Here is a 21,736-nt window from a genome sequence, read left to right as displayed (position 1 = left end):
CTGCTAGCGCTCGTTATGCATAACACTATAGAGCGCCATTTTATTTCTGTGGTGTATTATGTTCTATCGGCAGGGGTGCGCATGGTTAGAGAGTCAGCCTGGCTGAGTAGCCCTTGTCTCCCATTGTCGCTAGTCTGAATCGCCTGGTTGCTCAGAGGCGAGGCCTGTGATCGCTCCCATATTGCGTCCAATGAACTCTTTGACCTTTTCGGCGGAATCCCTGGTCATGCCATCGATGGCTGCCATCTCGTCAAGGCTGGCTGTGCTGATGGCACGTACGGAGCCAAAGTGCTTCATGAGCGCCTGCTTGCGCTTGGGACCAATGCCGGGAATCTCGTCGAGCAGTGACTTAAAGGTGCGGTTTGTGCGTAGCTTGCGATGATAGGTAATACCGAAGCGGTGGGCTTCGTCGCGAATACGCTGTACGAGGTAGAGGCCCTGCGAGTTGCGCGGCAGGAGTATGGGTTCTAACGTCCCCGGAATATGCAGCTCTTCCTGTGTTGTGGAGCGGGTATGCGAGCCTTCTTCCTTGGCGACGCCAACGATGGGAATGTCCAGCTCTAGCTCCTGTAATACCTGGAGTGCGGCGTTAAGCTGTGGCTTGCCACCATCGATCAGGATCAGGTCAGGCATGGCCCAGTTATGTTGGAGGGTGTTTTGCTCATTCTCGTCCCCAGTCTCTTCCTCGCCGTTTGCCCGCTGGCTGACCCTATCCACGGCGGCAGCACTCTCGCGCTCAAGTGTGGCCTCCTGGAGTGCTGCCGCCTTGCGGAAGCGCCTGCGCAGGACTTCTTGATGACTAGCCACGTCGTTGGCTCCCTCGACGGTCTTGATCTTGAAGCGGCGGTATTCGCTGTTTTTTGGCTTGCCACCCTCGAAGACCGCCATCGCGCCGACTGAGTTAGAACCCTGGGTGTTGGAGATATCGTAGCATTCGATACGCTGTGGAGCTGAGACGAGGTTGAGGGCCTCCTGCAACTCCTCCAGGGCCATCTGTGTCTTCTGGCTATCGGTGAGCCACTTGATGCGCTGCTGCTCCAGAACCTCCTTGGCGTTATTATGTACCATTTCGACCAGGCGCAACTTCTCGCCGCGTTTGGGTTCGTTGATGGTGACACTGGTGCTGCGTCCCGCGGCACTGGTTCCGCGTCGCTTCTCTTTGAGCCAGCTCTGGAGAACCTCGCGGTCATCAGGCTCGGCCTCGACGAGAATTTCGGCGGGGATATGGGGTGAGCTTTCATAAAATTGCTGGAGGAAGGAACTCATGATCTCACTGGGCGCGCTATCGCGTGTTCCCTGGAGAATGAAGTATTCGCGTCCAATCAGCTTGCCGCTACGGAAGAAGAAGACCTGGGCGCAGGTCTCGTCGTCACCGCTGGCAAGCGCGACAACATCCTGGTCATCCTGCCCCTCGGTGTTGATAATCCGTTGTTTCTCCAGCACGCGCTCAACGGCTTTGATGCGGTCACGAACGCGCGCGGCCTCCTCAAAGTTGAGGTTCTCCGCCGCCTCTTCCATGCGGCGCTGGAGATCTTTGAGCACCTCGTCGTGCTTGCCTTCCAGGAAGAGGATGACTTGCTGGATAATCTTATCGTACTCCTCACGGCTAGCATAGCCAACGCAGGGGGCGATACAGCGATGAATATAGTACTGGGTGCAGGGACGGTTGAGCAGTTTTTGTTTCCAACCAGCGGGTGGCTCGCCAGTACGTGGAGGCGCCCAGACGCTGGCGTCATAGCGACAGGTGCGGAAGGCGAATAATTTATTGAGCAGGTCCAGGGTCGCATCGACGGCTCCCGAGTTGGTATAGGGGCCAAAGTAGCGGTTGCCATCGCGTTGAAAGCTACGCACGCGGTATACGCGGGGAAAGTCCTCGTTGAGCGATACTTTGATGTAGGGGTAGCTCTTGTCGTCGCGCAGAAGCACATTATATTTGGGGCGATACTGTTTGATGTAGTTACTCTCCAGGACAAGCGCCTCGACCTCGTTGCGAACGACCAGGAACTCAATATCCTCGATCTTAGCGACCATGCTGCGGTTCTTGGGACTGTGGTCGGTCGATTCTTGAAAATATGAGCGTACGCGGTTATAGAGCGAGATGGCTTTGCCCACGTAGATAATCGTTCCCTCGCCATCCTTCATCAAGTAGATGCCCGGTTTGTGTGGTAGTGAGTTGAGTACCGACTGAATCTTTTCGTTCATGTTTATTATCTCTTGCTCTCGACCAGCGCTACTGGCTACCCTGAAGGGCACAGGGTATGCGCATATTTTCAGAAGTGTGTGGATAGATACTTTGTTCGTGCCCTCAATTATACCCCTTTGTGCCAGTGCTGTCGACGCTCTGACAATTTGCGACAGGTTTGCGACAATTATGTGATGTCTCCGCGACATAGTTGAGATATGATTACCTACGTCATCATGAATGTGCAGTTTGCAGGCTGCCAGGCATTCTATAAGTGAAGCTGAATACTCCTCCCGTTTGACGCGACTTTTAGCGGCGTGCAGATGGGCAATGGTAGCGAAAGGAATCTTCTATCTATGTCGCAAGTTGACATTGCGGGCCTCGCTCGCCAGGTCTCCGCTCACGCTGCTTCTGAGCGTGCTGGCGAGACCGTGTTACGCACACATAATCTAACCAAGCAGTATAAGCAGCGCGTGGTCGTGGATAACCTCAATCTGGATATTCGCCGTGGCGAGATTTATGGTTTCCTTGGCCCCAACGGTGCGGGCAAGACCACAACTATCCGTATGATTCTGGGCCTGATCAGGCCGACCTCTGGGAGCGTCGAGGTCATGGGACAGGACACATTGGCACATCGCAGCGAGGTGTTGCCCCGCGTTGGTGCCCTGATTGAGACGCCTGCGCTTTACCGCTATATGTCTGGGCGAGATAACCTGCTGGCCTTGAGTAAAGTCCTGGGTGGCGTGCCCGCAAAGCGTATTGACGAGGTTCTGGCGATCGTTGGCCTGACAGGTCGCCAGAAGGACAAGGTCCGCACCTATTCCCTGGGTATGCGCCAGCGTTTGGGGATCGCGGTCGCGCTCCTGCAAGATCCTGAACTGTTGTTGCTGGATGAACCCGCTAATGGCCTGGACCCAGCGGGTATTGTAGAGATGCGTGACTTCCTGCACCGCCTGACATCTGAGGGCAAGACCATTCTCATGTCGAGCCACTTGCTAACCGAGGTGCAGCAGATTTGTGACCGCGTGGCAATCATTAACTTTGGCAAGCTCATTACCGAGACGACGGTGAAGGATCTGACGACAGGCAAGGGCGAGTTTACGGTGAAACTGGAACAGGCGGCGCAGGCCCTGGCTCTACTGAAAGAGCAGCCATGGGGCGCGAACGCGCGCCTGGATGAGCAGGGCGATATCGTAACCCTGGCGCCCAATAACCGAGGGCGTAACCTCAATGCCTTCCTGACCCAGGCTGGTTTTATGCCTGACGAGCTAAAAACGACTAAATATGATCTTGAAGAAACCTTCTTGCGCCTGACCGACGGTCATACTGGCATCTAAAACGATATTATCAACTATCCAGCTATATTCGATTGAGGAAAGAGAGTGAAGTCGTGAGCACAGTGGTTGCTAAGTCCCCTGCATCATCTCTGGCGCAGTCTGCGCGGCCTAGTTTTCTGGGTCTGATCCAGGGCGAACTAATCAAATTATCACGCCAGTGGTTGACCTGGCTTATGGTTCTCTGCCTGGTCGCGGGAACAATCTTATTGCACTTTATTATTGCCAGTAATAGCGGCACTCAGACGAACATTGCCACCAGCTCACCGCAGTTCTTCTATAGCGAAATGAATATGACCCTGTTTGTGCTGCGCGTCTTTGGCGGCATCTTCTTAATGATCCTGACGGGCCTCATGATCGGTATGGAGTATCAGAACGGAACCATACGTATTATCCTGGCGCGTGGTGTTGGGCGTGTACAACTCCTGCTGGCCAAGCTTACGGCCATGTTGATTGTCGGCATTGAGCTGTTTGTGGTTGGTGTATTGTTCAATGCCTTACTGATGCTAATAACGCTCTACTCCCAGGGCGGCAATATTAGCATCATCAATAAGATGCCGGCCGAGGTCTGGAATAATATTGGCATCTACCTGTATACGGTCGCGATTAGCTTCGCGGTGACCATCCTCATGGCTGCTACCGTAAGTGTGCTTGGGCGCTCGCTGGCCTTTGGGATGAGTGTGGCCCTGGCCTGGTTCGCGGTGGATAACATTGGGTCGCTCTTCCTGTACCTGGCGCATGGTTTTACCAAGCAGCAGTTCTTCCTGGATGTCACGGCGTACCTGCTGGGACCCATCTTGAATGTGATGCCCAAAGCTTTGCTCCCTAAGAGCCTGGATATCACAGTGACCTTCTCACCCTTTGTCAAGGTGGATGGTCCACACACACTCTGGGTTGCCCTGGCCTATGGCGTCGCCTTCCTCGCCATCTCCATCGGCGTAATCTGGAAACGCGACGTACACGAATAAGTTTCTTTTAAAGAGAAAAAGGGTGTATGCATGGGAAGTGGGCCTTGCCCACTTCCCATGCATACACCCTTTTTCTCTTGCGCGCCGCGGGCGCGAAGGCTCTTATGCAAATGTCTCGGAAAAGGTCTATAATATGATGAGCAAGAATAGGAGACACTTTGGATTAGGAGGAAGGCCATAACAGTGTATGCTGCCTGCATGTTGGTGACGCGATGAGTTGTATTGGCACAGCTGGCCATGTCGACCATGGCAAATCGACCCTGGTTGAGGCCTTAACGGGCATTGATCCCGATAGGCTTGTGGAGGAGAAAGAGCGAGGTATGACCATTGACCTTGGTTTTGCCTGGCTCAAACTTCCTCATGGGCGCGAGGTGAGTATCGTCGATGTGCCTGGTCACGAGGCCTTTATTAAAAATATGCTGGCGGGTGTAGGCGGGATCGACGCGGCGCTGCTGGTCGTTGCCGCCGATGAGGGTATCATGCCTCAGACGCGTGAGCACCTGGCGATCCTGGACCTCCTACGTGTGCGGCACGGCGTGGTTGCGATCACCAAGGCGGACCTGGTGGATGAGGAGTGGCTGGAACTGGTACACGAGGAGGTCGCGCAGCAGATACGCCCTACAACCCTATCAGGAGCCGCTATTCTCCCGGTGTCGGCCTACACTGGTCAGGGGTTGCCCCAACTCCTGGCCGAACTTGAGCGCCTGCTTGATGAGGCCGAGGCGCGCCAGGATATCGCGCGTCCCCGCCTGCCCATCGACCGCGTATTTACCCTGACCGGTTTTGGTACGGTGGTGACGGGAACCCTGCTCGACGGGAGTCTGCGCCAGGGACAGGAGGTCGAGGTGTTACCAGGAGGCCAGAAGAGTCGTGTCCGTAGCATGCAGATGCACAAACAGAGTCGCGATGTGGTGTATCCCGGCAGCAGGGTTGCGATCAATCTGCCAGGCATTGCACGTACGGAGCTTAAGCGTGGAGATGTGGTCGTCTTGCCGGGCCAGCTACGTCCGACGCTGCTGCTGGACGCACGTATCTCGCTTCTTGCCGATGCCGAGCGTGCGCTAACTCATAATACCCAGGTGGAGTTCTACTGCGGCTCACAGGAGATTCCCGCGCGTGTGCGTCTCCTCGATACAGATGAGTTGCAGCCGGGCGAGAGCTGTTGGGCGCAATTGCGTCTGAACCGTCCGGCGGTAACGGCTCGTCGTGACGCTTTTATCCTGCGTATTCCCTCGCCCAGTCTGACGATTGGAGGTGGCGAGGTTGTAGATGTGCATCCGCGCTATCATCGTCGCTTCCAACAGCCCGTGCTGGCAGCTCTAGAGCAACTTCAGCAGGGAACGCCAGAGGAACTGGTGCTGGCAGCTCTGGATAGGCGGGCCATTGCCGCGCGCGCTGGGAGCACAAAAGCAGGTGAGGCAAGTCGTCTGGCGGCCAGGACGTTGATCGGGCTACAGGGATATGAGCTGGCGGAGGTTGCACGTTTAGCGAATCTTGCCGAAGATGTGACATGGCAGGCGCTCAAGTCGTTGTTAATAGAAGAGCGAGTTCGCCATATAGGAACGAAGGGTGTGGCTGGGGATAAGGATGAAGGCACTCGGGGACTCTGGTTCGCGCGTTCCATCTGGAATATCCTGATTGAGGAGAGTAGCCGCTTACTTGCCAATTATCACCGCCAATATCCATTGCGGAGTGGGTTAGCCAAAGAGGAGTGGCGTACACGCTTGAATCTTTCAGCCAGGCAGGTAAACGACATCTTTATGGCCCTACTTGAGGAGGGTGTTCTGGAATTGGCTGATCAGGAGACGAGCGCGTCGCGGCCTATGAGCTTGCTACGCCTGCCTGACTTCAAGCCAAGGTTTACGGATGCGCAACAGCGCCAGGTGGAGGCTTTGGAGCGGACTTTTCGCAAGCAACCGTTTGCGCCACCAGTGCTGGGAGAGGCTGAGAAACTGGCGGACCCCGAGGTGGTGGCGGCGCTGATTGAGCAGGGACGCCTGGTCAAAGTGAGCGAGAGCGTGCTCTTCCTGCATGAGACCTATGACGAGGCTATCTCTAGATTAGTGCGCTATATGAGCACGCATGAAACGATGACTGCGGCGGAGGCGCGTGATGTGCTGGATACCAGTCGTAAGTATATCGTGCCTCTGCTTGAGCACCTGGATGTACTACGCATAACGCGTCGTGCTGGTGATGTGCGTATGCTGGCCCCCAGTAGTGATGCCAGGCTACCTGTGCCGAGAGCTGAATAGGCTTCTACAGGCTTATAGAGCTGATGAGATAGCTTGAAAAAGCTTGTAGTGGAACACTATTTCCTAGTTTTGTGGAGAGTGTTCCATTCTGTCGCAGAATAGGTTACAATAAGTTGCACGATGTATACATGTACTGGCTGAGCCTGAAATCCCCGAGGCGTACACCCGGAGAGTCTGGAATGCCAGGGTCGAGCCGTTGATCTGCGCCTTTGGGGCCAAAGGTGTTTTTTCTTTATCCCAAGCAGCACCTGGGGATATCCGTGGTGCCGCCTTCTGACTTCTGTGTTGCCCCGGTGTGGTTGGCGACACAACTATTGCCTGTACAGTGCGGAGAACTATGCAAATCGAAGTTTTGGGTGAGCGATACCGACTACAAGAGGCCATAGGCCGTGGCGGCATGGCCACGATCTATCGTGGACGCGATTTGCACATGGAACGCGATGTCGCTATTAAAGTGCTGCGCGAGGTCTATAGCACCGATCCAAAGTTTGTCACTCGCTTCCAGCGCGAAGCAAAGGCCGCTTCGTCCCTTCAGCATCCTAATATCGTACAGGTCTACGATTATGGCCAGAGCGATGGCAATTATTTCATCGTGATGGAACTGATCGAAGGAACCGATCTGCGCCGCTACCTGCGTTCACGTGGTGTGCTGGCCGTGGACCGGGCGATCATTATCGCGCACGATGTCGCTCTGGGCCTGGGTGCCGCTCACCGTCGCCAAATTGTCCATAGAGATGTCAAACCCCAGAATGTGCTTGTGGGACGTGATGGCTCTATCAAGCTTACCGATTTTGGTATCGCCAGTGTATACAAGGATATCAACGCCGAGCGCCTGACAACGACTGGCATGACGCTGGGAACCGTACAATACTATGCGCCAGAACAGGCGCAGGGCGAGATCGTGAGTCCTGCCGCTGACGTCTACGCCCTGGGCATCGTCATGTACGAGATGTTGACGGGGCGGACGCCCTTTGATGGCGATACTCCTGTCGCGGTAGCCATGCAGCATATTCAAGATACTCCCGCGCCCCCCAGTCATTTCAATCCTAATATTCCTCCAGCTTTGGAGGACGTGATCCTGCGCTGCCTGGAGAAGATTCCCGAGATGCGGTATCGGGATGGAAGCTCTCTGGCGCGTGCGCTTGAAACACTGGGCCAGGAGGAGATTGGCCTCGCGCATGGTGTGACGCCAGGTAGTGTGTCAACGCCTCCCGCTGGCTCCAGTGGGTATGGCGCTGCTGTCTCGTCTCCTCGCTTAGGTGTCTCCTCGCCTTATGGACAGATAAGCTCGCCCAATCAGGGGGTGGTTGCGCCTGCCCAGGGCTATCCGGGCGATCAAATGCTTATTCCAGGACCCGCCACTGGTGATCCGATGATGGTTGCTGAACAAGGGACTGTACCGTATACTGCAACCACCGGAAGTGGGACAACACGCCCCTTCCAGCGTGACGATTTAGCATATCAGTATCCTGGGCGTCCCCAGAATAACTCTCGTGCTGCTGGTTTTGTAACGGCGCTTATTGTGCTTGCCGCTTTGCTATTATTAGGTTTTAGTTTTTTCCTGGCAGCCGAACTGGGAGTTGTGCGTATTCCTGGCCTGACGCCTGCGGCAACCGCGACGCCTGGACCAAACATGGTGACGGTTCCCACCTTTACTAATCTGACCTTTGATGAGGCGCAGCAACTCGCGCAGAAGAATCAACTTCAGGTCAAGATTATCAAAGGCCCCCAGGATGGCGTGGTATTGCACCAGTCATCCCAACCTGGCGATAAGATCCCCCCCAATACGGTGATTGGGCTGGAGATGCAGAAGAAGTCGACTATCCATACGATCCCGCATGGTCTGCTTAATCAGCCGCTCGACTTCGTGAAGAAGCGTTTAGAGGAAGCAGGCATCACGGATGAGCAAATTGCGCCTCGTGATGCAGGTCCGGACGCGACACTCCCTCCAAATACAGTGATTCGTGTTGATCCACCTGAAGGGCAGACGGTTAGCGATGGCGGTACGGTGAATGTCTACGTCGCGAACTATGGTGTTAATCCCACGCCCTCGCCAGCTGCGACGGCGACACAACAGCCGACGCCAACGCCAACGCCGACAAAGGCACCGACACCGACACCGACACCGACGCCGCCACCGCCGACGCCGACACCGACACCACCACAGCCGACGCCGACGCCAAAAACGACGATTAGCACGCCAGGGACTGGTTCGCCAATGAACTCGATAGAGGTGCCGCCGCAACTGCGCTCTCAATCCTCTCGGCCCTAACCGGGTCTGAATGGTCCACAGAGGGGCATGTAGATCTACGCGATATGGAAGCGACATCCTGCCGCTTCCATATCGCTTTTTTGCATTATCTGCCACGGAAATCGAATTTTATGGAAACAGATAGAGGATGCTTGAAGTTGAGGTGAGAAGCTGATGAAAACTCTACCTTCCTACGCCTTGCATAGTACATTTCTCGTTGCCTGTGCTATAGCCTGCCATGCGTGTGTGATATACTGGAAATATAGTCGCGAAAGAATGAATCTCCGTTCTGCGGCCTTGTTTTGACACGGAACAATCACCTCTTCCTCGTGCTTGTTATTCTAAACCAGAGGATTTTCTGCTTATGATGAAACTTGATGGAGCCATATCGCCAGAGAATACACTCTTTGTATTGCTGTGCTTTGAGGGACCAGATATCTACTCGACGGCTGGCGGCCTGGGGACACGCATCGCTGAGCTCAGTGAAGCATTGGCAACGCAGGGGTATACGACCCACCTTATCTATATTGGCGATTCTCAGAAGCCTAGTATTGAGCACCGTATTGAAGGGCGTTTGATTCTCAAGCGCTGGTCTCAGTGGGTAAGCCAGTATTATCCCAACGGTGTCTATGATGGTGAGGAACAGAAGCTCTATGACTACAACGAGAGCGTTCCCTATCATATCTATAGTGAAATTGTGCGCCCTGCCGCCGCCGAAGGCAAAATGGTCGTAATTATGGGTGAGGACTGGCATACTGCGGAAGCGATGATGCGTACCTCCGACCTGTTGCATTGGTTTGGCCTGCGCCAGCGAACCCTGATGCTGTGGAACCTCAATAGCCTGATGTCGCTGCATCGTATCGACTGGGGACGCCTCAATTTTGTGACGACGCTGTGTACCGTTAGTAAGTATATGAAGCATAAAATGTGGAACTACAGCGTCAATCCTTTGGTGATCCCCAACGGTATTCCAGCGCGCTATTTGCAGCCAGTGGACCAGGACGCTGTGACGCGCCTGCGCGCCGTGGCCCGGCAAAATGACCCACGTCGTTTCTTCCTCTTCAAAATTGGTCGCTTCGATCCCGACAAACGCTGGATGATGGCTATCGAGGCTGCGGCCCGCTTAAAAGAGAGTGGTCATCCGGTAACGCTTTTTGTGCGTGGCGGTATCGAACCTCATGGCGCGGATGTGCTACATCATGCCTATCATCGTGGCCTGATCATTCGTGACGTCGAAGCCAAGCGCCCCAACCTGGAGCAGTGTATCGACCTGATCGAGCAGGCTGGCCCCGCTGATGTCTACAATCTGCGCTTCTTCCTCCCCGAGGAGTTTGTGCGCGTGTCCTATGCCGCCGCCGATGCGACGCTTGCTAATAGCGGACATGAGCCATTTGGCCTGGTGGCCCTGGAGGTCATGGCCGCGCAGGGTATCGCTGTAACTGGCTCTACTGGTGAGGATTACGCTATCTCCTTTGAGAATGCGATTGTGACTGAGACCGAGGACCCCGATGAGATTGTTGGGTATCTTCTCTACATGCAGCGCCATCCCGAGGAGCAGGAGCGCATTCGTCAGGGAGGCTATCGTACCTCCTCGCAGTTTGTCTGGGATCGTGTCATTGCCAATCTGGTGAGCAAGCTTGAGTTCCTGGCTCGCAAACAGAATGTGCCGCTGCTGCCAATACAGACAAATGCAGCTTTACATGCCCCAAGTGCGCCCCAGATTAGTAACACAAAGCCAGCTTCGCAGGCGGAGGAAAAGGTCGCGGAGAAGCATGGCGTCTAGTTTTGAGAGGACGGTTTTATGGTCGCGGATGTCGCGCTCTATACCGTAGTCCATCAACCTCGTCGTTTAAAACTCCCCGCGCAGCCTATACCGCGCGGGGCCTCCCTTGAGGATATCGCTCGTTGCCTCTTCGACGAGGCGTTAAATGAGCGCTATTTTCGACAGGTTGCTCAGAACTGTTATTATCCAGCTACAAGGGTGTTTCTGGACCTGGTTCGTCATGGCCTGCGTTTGTCTATTGGTTTCTCCCTCTCGTTCCTCCAACAAGCTCAGACGTGGGAGCCATCCTTGCTGGATCTCTTCCGCGAACTGGTGGCGGAAGAGCGTGTTGAATTATTGGGAGTTGAACCCTACCATAGCCTGCTTTTCCTCTTCGATCTGCCTGCCTTTGAGGCCAGTATGCGCAAGATGGCTGAGGACCTTCATACAATTTTTGGCAAGCGTCCACGCATTGTGGATAGCACTGAACTGGCTATGTCGGCCCCGCTATACAATGCTCTGGATGCCGCTGGTTTTCAAGGTGCACTAATGGATGGGCAGGCGCATATCCTGGGCTGGCGTGACTGTACCTACCTCTATCGTTATGGCGACGAGGGAGCCTATGCACGCCCGATTGCCGCCAGGCGTCTGAGAGCGAGAGAGGAGCGTTCATCACATGCTCCGCTCTTGTTTGCCCGCCATCGCCAGTTGAGTGATGATATCGGTGTACGCTTCAGTGATATACGCTGGTCCGATTTCCCCCTCTATGCCACCACATATGCCTCATGGTTAGCTCAGACCCCTGGTGAGCAGCTAGTGCTGGGCTGGGACTTTGAGACATTTGGTGAGCGCCATAGTCGCGGAAGCGGTATCTTCGACTTTTTGCGTGCCCTGCCAGGCGAGCTAGAGCACGTTGGGATACAGACGCATACGCTAAGTGAGTTGGGCGAGCGTCACCTGGCGGGGGCACATTATCTGCCACTTCCAGTCACGCCAGCGCTACAAGGTGGCTCGCTCGATCCCGAAGGTGGCTCAGAGTATGTAGCAACCTCCGCGCAGCGGCGCCTGCTCCAGTTGATGAGCGCGGTCCATAATATGGCTCGCCTGACTGAGCAGCCCAAGCTAGTTGATATTGCTCACTGGTTGAGCCAGGTGGATCACCTACGTTATGCCGATGTCAGCGCCCAGATCGCGCCGTTTCTTCCTCGTGAATGGCGGCACCTGGAAGTCCCTGAGCTAATCTATGAGCAACAGCAGGTATACCTGAACACACTGCACGCGATGGAGCCCTATCTTCCAGCCCGTGCGGCCCGTCGGGTGAAACCCCGCGCGCGTCCCTTAAAGGGGCAACACGCTCCTGTTGACGCTGATGTGCTCCAGGAGGAGGCTTCATTTGCGACGCCTAAACCTCGCCCCAGGAGGCGCCAGCGCGAGCTGGCTGCTCCTACCCCGACTCCAAAGAGCTAACAAAGAAGCTCGGCAGGTAACCTCCTGCCGGGCTTCTTTTTGTTTAACCTCATATGCAAGGTGTTTTTTTAGATGCCTGCCCTGGTAAGAGGTGTGGAGGATGTTGGGAGCCTGTGGCTCCCAACATCCTCCACACCTCTTACCAGGGCAGGCGCGAGAAATCATTCACGAATGTGCATATGATATTATCTGTTGCCCAAAAGTAAGTATAAAGGTGTATCTGCTTTAAGTATGCACCTATGCATAAGCTATGGTTAAAAATTGCTGTGCTTTACCATATTACTTTTCACCCAGTTGATGGCGGAAAATTGACGAGCGCATCCACATCGTTTAGACTCATTCCCAGTAGGTAGTTTTTTGTAGTAATGAGGTAGGTTATGTCGCAATTTCGCTCTCTCCCGTCGTTTAGCCGTGTGGAAGGGACTTCTACGGATGAAGTGACGACTGAGCGCCCTCTTCACACCAATGCTCTCTTCCCTCCCATTACGTCCGCTGCCGCAGGCGATGGTGTCAATACGCAATCGGTTTCTGCGCCCAACACTACTACTCTTCCACCCCAGTACACGGGATCGCTCGCCCCCGCATTTCAGCCAGGCACTACGACAACGGGTCCGATCCAGCCTGCTTCGACGCGTGTGCTCTACGATGTCGCAACGACGCAGGCTCTTGTTACCTCTGCCCTTCAGTCTGCACCCGAGCGGCAGACCGCCGCCGCAAAATATCTTGTAATCCCTGGCAAGAAGCCGAGAGCTTCGCGCCGGACGACCACGCTACTGCCCGAGTCAGAGCGTCACACGGAAGACCTGAAGCCTGTAAGGAAGATTAACTCACAGCTCCGCTATGCAATTGTTCTGGGGGCGTTGTGCGGTGTGGTCCTGACCTCTTTGCTCTCCTTGACTCCTTTAGGTGGAGGGCAGACCAGTAATCCATTGACGGATCTTATGAACCTGGCTCAGTCGCCAAGTAATAGTTGGAACGTTTCTCCTCACCAGGAGGATAAAGCTGCCAATCCCCCTCAATCGGGTGGTGTTCCGGCTGGCATCCCATCACAGCTCTCGACCAATCAGTATGTACAGATCGCGCGTGAAGCCGCGGCGAAGTATGGGATTAATCCTGACTATTTTGTGAACCAGATCTATTCTGAGAGTAGTTTTAACCCCAATGCAGTCTCGCCGGCGGGCGCGGTCGGTATCGCGCAGTTTCTTCCTTCTACCGCAGCGGGCCTGGGTTTCAATCCCTGGGACCCGGTGCAGGCGCTCTATGGCGCGGCCAAATATATGGCGCAGTTACGTGACCAGTGGGGCGGCGACTATGCCAAGGCCCTGGCCTCCTATAATGCTGGCTCTGGCACCGTGCAGAACGCGATTAACCAGGGCGGGGCGAACTGGATGAACTTCTTACCCGCCGAGACGCGCAACTACTTGACCAAGATCATGGGTATTTAAAAGGTCCCATACACAAAAAAGTCGGCAGAATGCTCTGCCGGCTTTTTTGTGTATGGGACCTTTTGCTCTCCTTGACTTTTTCCTGTGCTACAACATACAATGGATATGTCCATATGGAGATATACTGGTGTGGTATGCTGAGGTAAGAGGATGGATGGTATGCTCTACCCATCTTCAAGGGCGGTTCCTGCTTGTTCAATGTGCTTCTCCGAAAACCTGAGCACGAAGTGCTAGTCACGTGAGTGACGTTGGTTTTCGGAATAAGGAGGTAGACGAGAAGGAGTGACGAGTCATGACCACCGCGATCCCAACGCTCCAGAGCGAGGAGGCTCTGCTGCAACGTATTCGCAAGCAACAGTTAATTGAATCGGTTGAGCATATGAGTCCGCTGTATCTTGAAGGGATCAAGCGTATCTTGACGGTCTCCGCCGATACCGAACTCATCAGCTCACCTGCCTACTATAATGCCGCTATTCACGCGCCCTCCCTCAATGCCTTCGGCTCGGCGATCTCGATTATCCAGGACGAACTGGGCCATGCGCATATTGCCTACCGCCTTCTGCGCGACCTGGGGGTTAACACTGAAGAGCTGATCTTTGAGCGCGAGCCCGCCAAGTTTAAGTATCCTTACGCCTTTGATGTGCCGCTGGAGAGCTGGGTCGAATTGATCGTCGCGAATGCCTTCTATGATCGCGCGGGCTATACTCTCCTCAGCGATGTTTATCAAAGCACGACCTTTGGCCCCTGGAAGCGCGCCCTGCTCAAGGTTGATAAAGAGGAGACCTTCCACCTGCGGCACGGCGAGCAGTGGATGCGTCGCCTCAATAAAGATCGCGCAGGCCACGAGTTGCTGCAAAACGCGGTCAATTGGATGTTCCTGTTGACGGTTGAGTGGTTTGGTCTCCCCGATACGCTGAAAAAGCATACCGAGCAGCTGGAGTATGGTTTTAAGGGGCATAGTAACGACGAGCTGCGCCAGATCTGGATGTCGACCGCGGTTCCCCTCTGCGAGGAGCTTCAGCTTCAGGTGCCGGCTCACTACGATACTAAGCAACAAAAGTATGTGATTGATTGTGCTTTTCCCGCTCATTTTGATGCCACGCGGAAGCGCTGGCTGCTGGAGGAGGGCCCCTGTACCTGGAACGATGTGTTGGTGCGCTGGAAGGCCAGGGGACCCAGCAACGAGCGCTTTGTGGCGCTGATCCAGCGGGGGAAGAAAGCCATGCTGCGCCAACTGGAGCAAGATGTATGACCACCATCTATCCCTCGCTCCAGGATCTTCCGCACGATCATCCAAGCTGCCCCGCGCTCTGGGACGCGCTACGTGACGTGATGGACCCGGAGCTACCCATCAGCGTCGTGGATATGGGCCTGATTGTTGCTATTGAGCGGCACGGCTCGTACGTGGCCGTACAACTGACCTTCACGGCTATGGGCTGTCCCGCGACCGACTTTATCCTTGAGGATGTGCGCGAGCGTTTGTTACGCGAGCCGGGGATTGAGCAGGTGGAGATAGAGGTGGTCTGGGACCCGGCCTGGACGAAGGCCCGCTTGAGCGAGGAGGGAATCGATATTATGCGCACCTGGGGAGTCTCGGCATGAATACGTCAATCGAGAACAGACAGGCGGAAGAGGGGCATGCGCGCCGCGAGGCGCTCAATGATACGCGGGTCTGGTGCGTCTATGCCCGCCGCAAATACGAAGAGCCGCTGCACGAGATCGGCAATGTCATGGCCGATGATGTCGACCTGGCACGTGTCTATGCCCGCAGTATTTACGATGAGTTCGCCTGGATTGAGATGGTGCTTATCCCGCGTGATTGTATTGTGACCGTTATCGCATCGTAAACCTTGTAGTGCTAGGAGCTTGTATCTATGACGACAACCATGCGTACCGATCACGCGGCCCTCTTCGCCGTGCTCTCATCGCTGGCCGATAATAAACAGGCCATTGGCCGTCGCTACGCCTTCTGGTGCAATGGCGCGCCGACGCTGGAGGCGGCTGTGGCGGCGGCGGCGATGACGCAGGACGAACTGGGGCATGCGCGCACGCTCTATCCCTTGCTAGCAAACTTCACCCAGGCGCAGGCCGATCTCGCCCAGGTCGAGCCAGAGACGCGCACGCTGAACTATGCGCTCTCCTTCCTGGATCATGATTTCGCGGGCTGGAGCGATTTTGTAGCGACCAACTTCCTGCTGGATACCGCGCTGACAACCTTTTTCGCGGGGGCACAACGCTCAACTTATGAACCGCTGGGCGCGCGCGCGCGCAAAATTTTGTTGGAAGAGCGTATCCATGCCGCGCACGCCGATGGCTGGGTGCGACGCCTGATGAAAGCTGGCGGCGCGGTACGAGCGACGATGTCCGCCTCTCTCTTAGGACTCTGGGAGGAGACGCTCTGCTGGTTTGGTCCCGAGGATGATCCCGCGATGCAGCGCCTCTACGAGGAAGGCATCATTGACGCCACGCCCGATACCTTGCGCGCCCGTTTCCTGCATACGATAATGCCAACCTTACAGGCCGTGGACTTTGAGGTGCCGGTCGCCTTTGACTCAGAGAACAAGACCTGGCGCGTCACGCAAGCGCTGCCCTGGGAGCGCTGGGATGTGGCTGCGCGCTGTTTGCGACCTCAGGGGCAAGGAGCGCAGTGATGAAGCAGTTTCAGCCGGATCAGGCAGCAACGCAATCATTCTCTGCCGCTCAAGATCAGCGCGGTCGCGCGGTCGCCTGCCCCTTCTGTACGTCGACACAGACTGAACTTGATGCCTTGTTCGGCCAGCAACTGCTAACTGTGCAGTACTACTGTCATGCCTGTCATACGCCTTTTGAATATATTAAGGACGATGCTGTCCTCTACGACTATGTTGAGCGAAAGGACGAACTACTATGACAACCACTTCCGAGCGCACCCTGGTAAACTATGCTGTCACTGATGGCGTCGCCGTCATTGAGTTGAGCAATGCACCAGCCAACACCTATAGCTATGAGATGATGCGCCAACTGGATGAAGCTATCTTGCAGGCCCGCTTTGATGAGAACGCGCATGTCATCGTGATCCGGGGCGCGGGCGAGCGTTTCTTCTGTGCGGGAGCCGAGATCAGCATGCTCAATTCCGTCTCCCCCACCTACAAATACTATTTCTGCCTGCATGCCAATGAGACGCTCACCCGGCTGGAGCAGACGCCCAAGCTGGTGATTGCCGCTCTCAATGGGCATACCGTTGGTGGTGGCCTGGAGATTGCCCTGGCCTGTGATATTCGTATCGCGCGCCGTGGTGCGGGCCAGGTCGGCCTGCCCGAGATCAACCTGGGCGTGCTGCCGGGAACGGGTGGCACGCAGCGTATGGCACGTGCCCTGCCCAAGAACAAGGCCATCGAGTATATGACCGAGGGCAAGCTAATGAGCTTCGAGGAGGCACAGGACCTGGGCCTGATTAACTATATCTATGACTCCGAAGGCTACTGGGAGAAGGTCCTGGAGTATGCCAAAACCTTCTGCCCGCCGAATAAGGCTTCGCGCACTGTTGGGCGTATCAAGCGCTCCGTGCAGTCGGGGTCTGAGGTCGCCTTCTCCGAGGCCCTGGCCATCGAGCGCGAGTTACAGCAGCTCTGCTTCCAGAGCGATGACGCCAAAGAGGGTATCAGCGCCTACATCGAGAAACGCAAGGAGCGCAACTTTACCGGGCGCTAAATTCTAAGACCTAAACCCTAAACATACACCCACCCTTTTCCCGTTTTCTGCACTCTCATACGCAAGCAGGAGAACGTCAATGGCGACGTTCCCCTGCTTGCTCTTTTTTGTTATGATAAGGACTTGACCGTGACGTAACGTCACGCTTTATACTCCTGTTTGAAAGGAGGTAGCACTTGGATCACCAATTTTATCATACCGGTCAGTTCGCGCAGATGGCCTCGGTCTCGATACGTACGCTGCGCTTTTACGATAAGGTGGGGCTGCTCTCGCCCTCGGCGTATACCGAGGCCGGGTATCGTCTCTATACTGATGCGGACTTCCGGCGCTTGCAGCAAATTCTGGCCTTGAAGTTTCTGGGGTTCTCACTTGAAGAGATCAAAGTGTGTCTGCGCGTTGGTCCCTCGGGCTTGCGCGAGTCGCTTCAGATCCAGCATTGTATGCTGGTGGAGCGCAAACAGCAACTTGAGAAGGTCTTGCAAGCCCTGGAGGAGACGCAGAGATTGCTGAAGGTGAATACCCAGGACTGGTCGGCAATTCTCCATGTGATCCAGGTGATACAGATGCAACAGGATAACGAATGGCGTAAGAAGTACTTTAATGACGAGCAGTTACAGAAGATGGATGAGCTCTCCCGGGCCTCGTATACCGAGGAGCAGCGCCAGCAAATCGCTGAGCGCGGGAAAAACTTTACCGAGGCGGACCAGGTAGAGGCTTCACGGCGTTGGAGTGAACTGGGAGCCGAGCTGAAGCGCTTGATGTCCATCAATGCAGATCCCGCTGGTCCTGAGGCCCAGGCCCTGGCCGCGCAATGGACTGCCATGATTCAGTCCTTCACTCAAGGCGATCCAGGGATTACTCAGGGGTTGAAGAACTTCTACACGAACCTGGGAAAGATGCCTGATGCGGAGCGCCCGGTGCCTATGCCCTACTCCAGTGAGGAATGGGCCTTTATCAATCAGATGCTCGCTGCCTACCAGCAGAAGCACTAGGAGAAGCCCTGCATAGGGAGTGAGTGTACCACTCACTCCCTATGCAGGGCTTTCACTTACGGCGCCTGCGGCGCTCAGGGAGAAGGGGAGCGAGCCGGGGTAGGAACCGAAAAGCCCTGACCTTACATTTGCATGCTTCTATAAAAGGGTATACGATGGTATAATAAACAACGAGTCTAAACATCAGTAGAAAGTATGTGCCCTCCCGCGAGGCGCAAAGCAACAGGAAGGTCGTATGTCAAGCGTCCGTACCAGGGTACGTAACGATATCCTCTGGATTATCCTCGATAATGTTCCCCACAATGCCTTAAATACGGCTATGCTGCTACGGCTGGCGGAAATTCTCCGCTCTGCTCGGCAGCAAACTCTGAACCTGGTCGTCCTCACTGGCATGGGCGAAGAGGCATTCTGCTCGGGTTTTGACCTTCCCGTGGACTCTATGGAACTACAGAAATTGCACCAGGCGGCACGAAGCGTCGACGAGGCTTTTCAGCAGCTTGCACAACAGGGAATCCCCTCGGTGGCGTTGATTAAAGGCCATGCCTATGGCCCTGGCAGCGAGCTGGCCGCGCTCTGTGATACGCTTATTGCGCGCGAGGATGTGACTTTGCGTCTGCCTGCTGAAAACGCGCGCCTCTTTCCTTCCGCGACCTCGCAGCGCTTTCCCTCGCTCCTAAAACCGGAGATATTTGAGCGTCTTGCCAAGAGTGGTGAGACCTTGAGCGCGCACGCCGCCCTTGAAGTTGGCCTGGTTCACCAGGTGTTGCCTGCCGCACGCTTCCTCCAGGAATCCGAAGAACTCCTGGTTATGCTCTCCATCGTTGGCCTGACCGCTTAGAAGAAATAAAGAACGTAGTGAAGGAGGGCTGGCTCGGCCAGCCCTCCTTCACTACGTTCTTTACCAATTTTACGAAAGGGTATAAGGTTTAAGAGGGTGTTAAGGCATAAGTTAAGGTAATAGTAAAATTTCAGCTCGACTAAGACATGAGAGACTGCTAATGTACTCAGGCTTTTTTATGTTAACCTGGCTTTAAATCTTTCTTTGTATGCCATAAAGATGGGTCTTTTTTACCTTTACATAATACTCTCTTAATCTAACGGCAGTAAGCTACTAAGTAGCGGCATGATGCGCAAGGCTATTTAGCCTTCCAGAGTAGACAATGAATTGGCTTATATGTGCACTACTCTGCATCTCTGCTGTATATAGATGGATATTCATGTGTTTTTCTTCTGTGTGAACAAGGCGTAGCTGTAGCATCTATTTTACTGGCTAACGTGGCGTGACAGGTAGCAGGTGACGAAGAGATGGGCAGAGCATAAGAGGCGGTTACGGGATGCAGATACAGCTTTGTAGAAAGGTAAAGGTTGAGGGCCATGAGTTTGATCAGGCCTCAAACACGCAATATATCTCCTGTTTCCGATGGACTTGCCAGGAATACCAGAACACCGCTCGCAAATCTGTCTCAGACACCTTCAAATACAACTATTCATATTCGCCCGCGCATGCGCGGAGGACGTACGCTCGTCCTTGATATGCCAATTGGACAACGCCTGGCTATCGGCTTCCTCCTGGCCGCTGTAATTGCGGCCCTGGTGGCCGGCCTGGTAGGAGCGCAGCGCTCGGCATCCCTTGGTCGCCAGTCAGAGTTCTATCAAGATCTCTTACGTACCAATACCTCTCTTACGACAGGCGCCAACTTTTTGCAGTTGATGAATACTGAGACGGCTACGTTGATTAGTGATGCAGGTGCCGCCTCTCCTTCTAAAGAGACAATCAAGCAGGATGAGACAGCGCTCCGTGGACTAATTACACGCTATGACACGACGCTCAAGAACTATGTGGGCCAGGACCTGGTAAGCAAACACCCAACGCAGGTGGCTATGCTGGAAGAGGCCAGTAACGGCGGGCAGGTACACCAGCAAGAGACACTAGCGGCCAGTGCGCAGCGTACCTGGCTGGTATATAGGGCCTCGTTGGAGCAGGTCCTTTCCAGCGTCGATGCACATAATCTGACTGAGGCCGCCAATTTTGAGCGCGTGCAGGCCGAGCCTACGAATGGTGACGCGCTGAGCGCGTTACGTGCGCTTATTCAGCTTAACCAGCGCCTTTCCAACTCCATTAATATTGCCGCGGGTGTTGAAGAGCAACAACAGCTCCTGACGACGATCATTGGCTCCATTCTGGCCTTTATCGCCATTGCCCTGGTTGGTTGGTTTATCTCTGGTACGATTGTGCAGCGCTTGAAGCAATTGTTGCGCGTGACACAGTCCGTCGAAGGGGGCGACATTTCGGCGCGTGTAGATGTCGTTGGGCGTGACGAGATTAGTAGTGTTTCGGCCTCGACCAATGCCATGTTGGATGCGATTGTCGCGTTGCTGGAGGAGACCCAGCGCCAGAACGTGGCCTTGACGAACGCCGCTGAGCACCTCTTCTCAACCATGCGCGTTGTAAATGCGGGCGATCTGCGGGTAAGTACCAACGTGAATAGCGATCCTATTGATCTGCTGGCCAATGCCTTTAACTTCACAGTTGGTCGCTTCCGCCGCTTCGTTACACGTATCCAGACCGTTATTGATCAGCTTGATTCCGCCTCGCGCTATGAAGTTGAGCGCGCGGAACACTTCCTCTCCATCCTGAATACGCTGGAGAGCGGCAAGCCCGTCTCGCGACTGAAACCCGCGCGTCTACAGGGAGATGAGAAGGCGGAGGCTGCCTCACCCGATGCGGAGTCGGTGGCGACACAGCTGAAGCAGACGCGTGAGCGCCTGCACAATCTCTCTGACGAGAGCGCGCAGAAGCGACTCCTGGCCATGCAGAGTTTGAATGAGCAGATTATCCAGGTGACAGATCGCTTACAGAAGGGACTGACACGTGATTCGACGGTTCGAGGAGGGAGCGCGCTGGGAAATGGCGTAGCCTCTATGTACCTGCAAGAATTGCGTACCCTTGAAACTCAGGCGCAGCGTATGTGCCGTGACGCGCAGCAGACGCAATGGCAACTGACGCAAAATCTTGCAGAGGTTGAGAAGGAATTAACGAAGTTGACGAATGCGACCCAGGTGTTGGGCAAGCAAGGAAGTGTAAGTGGATCGCTTTCGGCTGAAACGCGTGAAGAGTTGTACCGCTCAGGGAGTGTCTTTGTGGGTGATGTACTCTCTATGGCACGTAAGCTCAATGCTCTCTCGCAGGAGATACGCGCCAATATGATCTCCTTCCAGCTTGAAGGCAATGATGAGGCTGGCTATCGTGTTCGCCCTATCTCTGATGGTGAGCGTATGTTGTCGCAAGCTTCACCCGAGTACAGCTTCAGCGTCCGCCCAGGGGGGCATAGCGCAAGTTCGGATCGCCGCCTGCATTCATCGCAGGGCTAAAAGCGTCGCTCTCAGCACTTT

Annotated in this window: 17 protein-coding genes; 16 read left to right on the top strand and 1 reads right to left on the bottom strand. The window is 55.0% G+C overall.

What is annotated here, in order from left to right; genetic code table 11:
• Positions 1 to 129: 129 nt before the first annotated feature.
• Positions 130 to 2,202, bottom strand: coding sequence for an excinuclease ABC subunit UvrC (gene uvrC / locus KTE_RS11175; protein ID WP_201381021.1), 2,073 nt, complete (start codon positions 2,200 to 2,202; stop codon positions 130 to 132).
• Between the two features lie 336 nt (positions 2,203 to 2,538).
• Between uvrC and KTE_RS11170 the strand changes: the two genes are divergently transcribed.
• The 16 genes from KTE_RS11170 (at position 2,539) to KTE_RS11095 (ending at position 21,715) form a co-directional block, all read left to right on the top strand.
• On the top strand, positions 2,539 to 3,519 hold the full coding sequence (locus KTE_RS11170) for an ABC transporter ATP-binding protein (RefSeq protein ID WP_201381019.1): 981 nt from the start codon (positions 2,539 to 2,541) through the stop codon (positions 3,517 to 3,519).
• A 53-nt stretch (positions 3,520 to 3,572) separates the two neighbouring features.
• Positions 3,573 to 4,484, top strand: coding sequence for an ABC transporter permease (locus KTE_RS11165; RefSeq protein WP_201381017.1), 912 nt, complete (start codon positions 3,573 to 3,575; stop codon positions 4,482 to 4,484).
• Positions 4,485 to 4,696: 212 nt separating this feature from the next.
• The gene (gene selB / locus KTE_RS11160) at positions 4,697 to 6,736 is read left to right on the top strand and encodes a selenocysteine-specific translation elongation factor (RefSeq protein WP_201381015.1); all 2,040 of its coding nucleotides are present in this window, start codon (positions 4,697 to 4,699) and stop codon (positions 6,734 to 6,736) included.
• A gap of 337 nt (positions 6,737 to 7,073) precedes the next feature.
• On the top strand, positions 7,074 to 9,008 hold the full coding sequence (locus KTE_RS11155; RefSeq protein WP_201381013.1) for a protein kinase: 1,935 nt from the start codon (positions 7,074 to 7,076) through the stop codon (positions 9,006 to 9,008).
• A 343-nt stretch (positions 9,009 to 9,351) separates the two neighbouring features.
• Entirely contained in the window at positions 9,352 to 10,770 is a 1,419-nt protein-coding gene (locus KTE_RS11150) for a glycosyltransferase family 4 protein (RefSeq protein ID WP_201381011.1), read from the top strand.
• 18 nt (positions 10,771 to 10,788) lie between these two features.
• Positions 10,789 to 12,216: a glycoside hydrolase family 57 protein gene (locus KTE_RS11145; RefSeq protein ID WP_201381009.1), complete on the top strand. Its 1,428-nt coding sequence runs from the start codon at positions 10,789 to 10,791 to the stop codon at positions 12,214 to 12,216.
• Between the two features lie 377 nt (positions 12,217 to 12,593).
• Complete coding sequence (locus KTE_RS11140) at positions 12,594 to 13,661, top strand: transglycosylase SLT domain-containing protein (protein ID WP_201381007.1); 1,068 nt, start codon at positions 12,594 to 12,596, stop codon at positions 13,659 to 13,661.
• A gap of 292 nt (positions 13,662 to 13,953) precedes the next feature.
• On the top strand, positions 13,954 to 14,913 hold the full coding sequence (locus KTE_RS11135) for a Phenylacetic acid catabolic protein (RefSeq protein WP_201381004.1): 960 nt from the start codon (positions 13,954 to 13,956) through the stop codon (positions 14,911 to 14,913).
• The gene (locus KTE_RS11130; protein WP_201381002.1) at positions 14,910 to 15,263 is read left to right on the top strand and encodes a metal-sulfur cluster assembly factor; all 354 of its coding nucleotides are present in this window, start codon (positions 14,910 to 14,912) and stop codon (positions 15,261 to 15,263) included. Before KTE_RS11135 ends, KTE_RS11130 begins: the two co-directional genes overlap by 4 nt.
• Positions 15,260 to 15,508: a hypothetical protein gene (locus KTE_RS11125; protein ID WP_201381000.1), complete on the top strand. Its 249-nt coding sequence runs from the start codon at positions 15,260 to 15,262 to the stop codon at positions 15,506 to 15,508. The genes KTE_RS11130 and KTE_RS11125 overlap by 4 nt, the downstream gene beginning before the upstream one ends.
• Before the next feature lie 27 nt (positions 15,509 to 15,535).
• Positions 15,536 to 16,312: a Phenylacetic acid catabolic protein gene (locus KTE_RS11120; protein WP_201380998.1), complete on the top strand. Its 777-nt coding sequence runs from the start codon at positions 15,536 to 15,538 to the stop codon at positions 16,310 to 16,312.
• Positions 16,312 to 16,551: a hypothetical protein gene (locus KTE_RS11115; protein WP_201380997.1), complete on the top strand. Its 240-nt coding sequence runs from the start codon at positions 16,312 to 16,314 to the stop codon at positions 16,549 to 16,551. The genes KTE_RS11120 and KTE_RS11115 overlap by 1 nt, the downstream gene beginning before the upstream one ends.
• Complete coding sequence (locus tag KTE_RS11110) at positions 16,548 to 17,351, top strand: enoyl-CoA hydratase/isomerase family protein (RefSeq protein WP_201380994.1); 804 nt, start codon at positions 16,548 to 16,550, stop codon at positions 17,349 to 17,351. Before KTE_RS11115 ends, KTE_RS11110 begins: the two co-directional genes overlap by 4 nt.
• A 176-nt stretch (positions 17,352 to 17,527) precedes the next feature.
• Positions 17,528 to 18,343, top strand: coding sequence for a MerR family transcriptional regulator (locus tag KTE_RS11105; RefSeq protein ID WP_201380992.1), 816 nt, complete (start codon positions 17,528 to 17,530; stop codon positions 18,341 to 18,343).
• A 235-nt stretch (positions 18,344 to 18,578) separates the two neighbouring features.
• Positions 18,579 to 19,181, top strand: coding sequence for an enoyl-CoA hydratase/isomerase family protein (locus tag KTE_RS11100; RefSeq protein WP_201380990.1), 603 nt, complete (start codon positions 18,579 to 18,581; stop codon positions 19,179 to 19,181).
• A 536-nt stretch (positions 19,182 to 19,717) separates the two neighbouring features.
• Positions 19,718 to 21,715 (top strand): HAMP domain-containing protein, encoded by a 1,998-nt coding sequence (locus KTE_RS11095; protein WP_201380988.1) that lies wholly within the window; start codon positions 19,718 to 19,720, stop codon positions 21,713 to 21,715.
• Positions 21,716 to 21,736 lie beyond the last annotated feature (21 nt).

It is taken from the genome of Ktedonobacter sp. SOSP1-85 (assembly GCF_016587415.1).
Lineage (GTDB): Bacteria > Chloroflexota > Ktedonobacteria > Ktedonobacterales > Ktedonobacteraceae > Ktedonobacter.
This window is presented reverse-complemented; position numbering and strand designations above follow the sequence as displayed.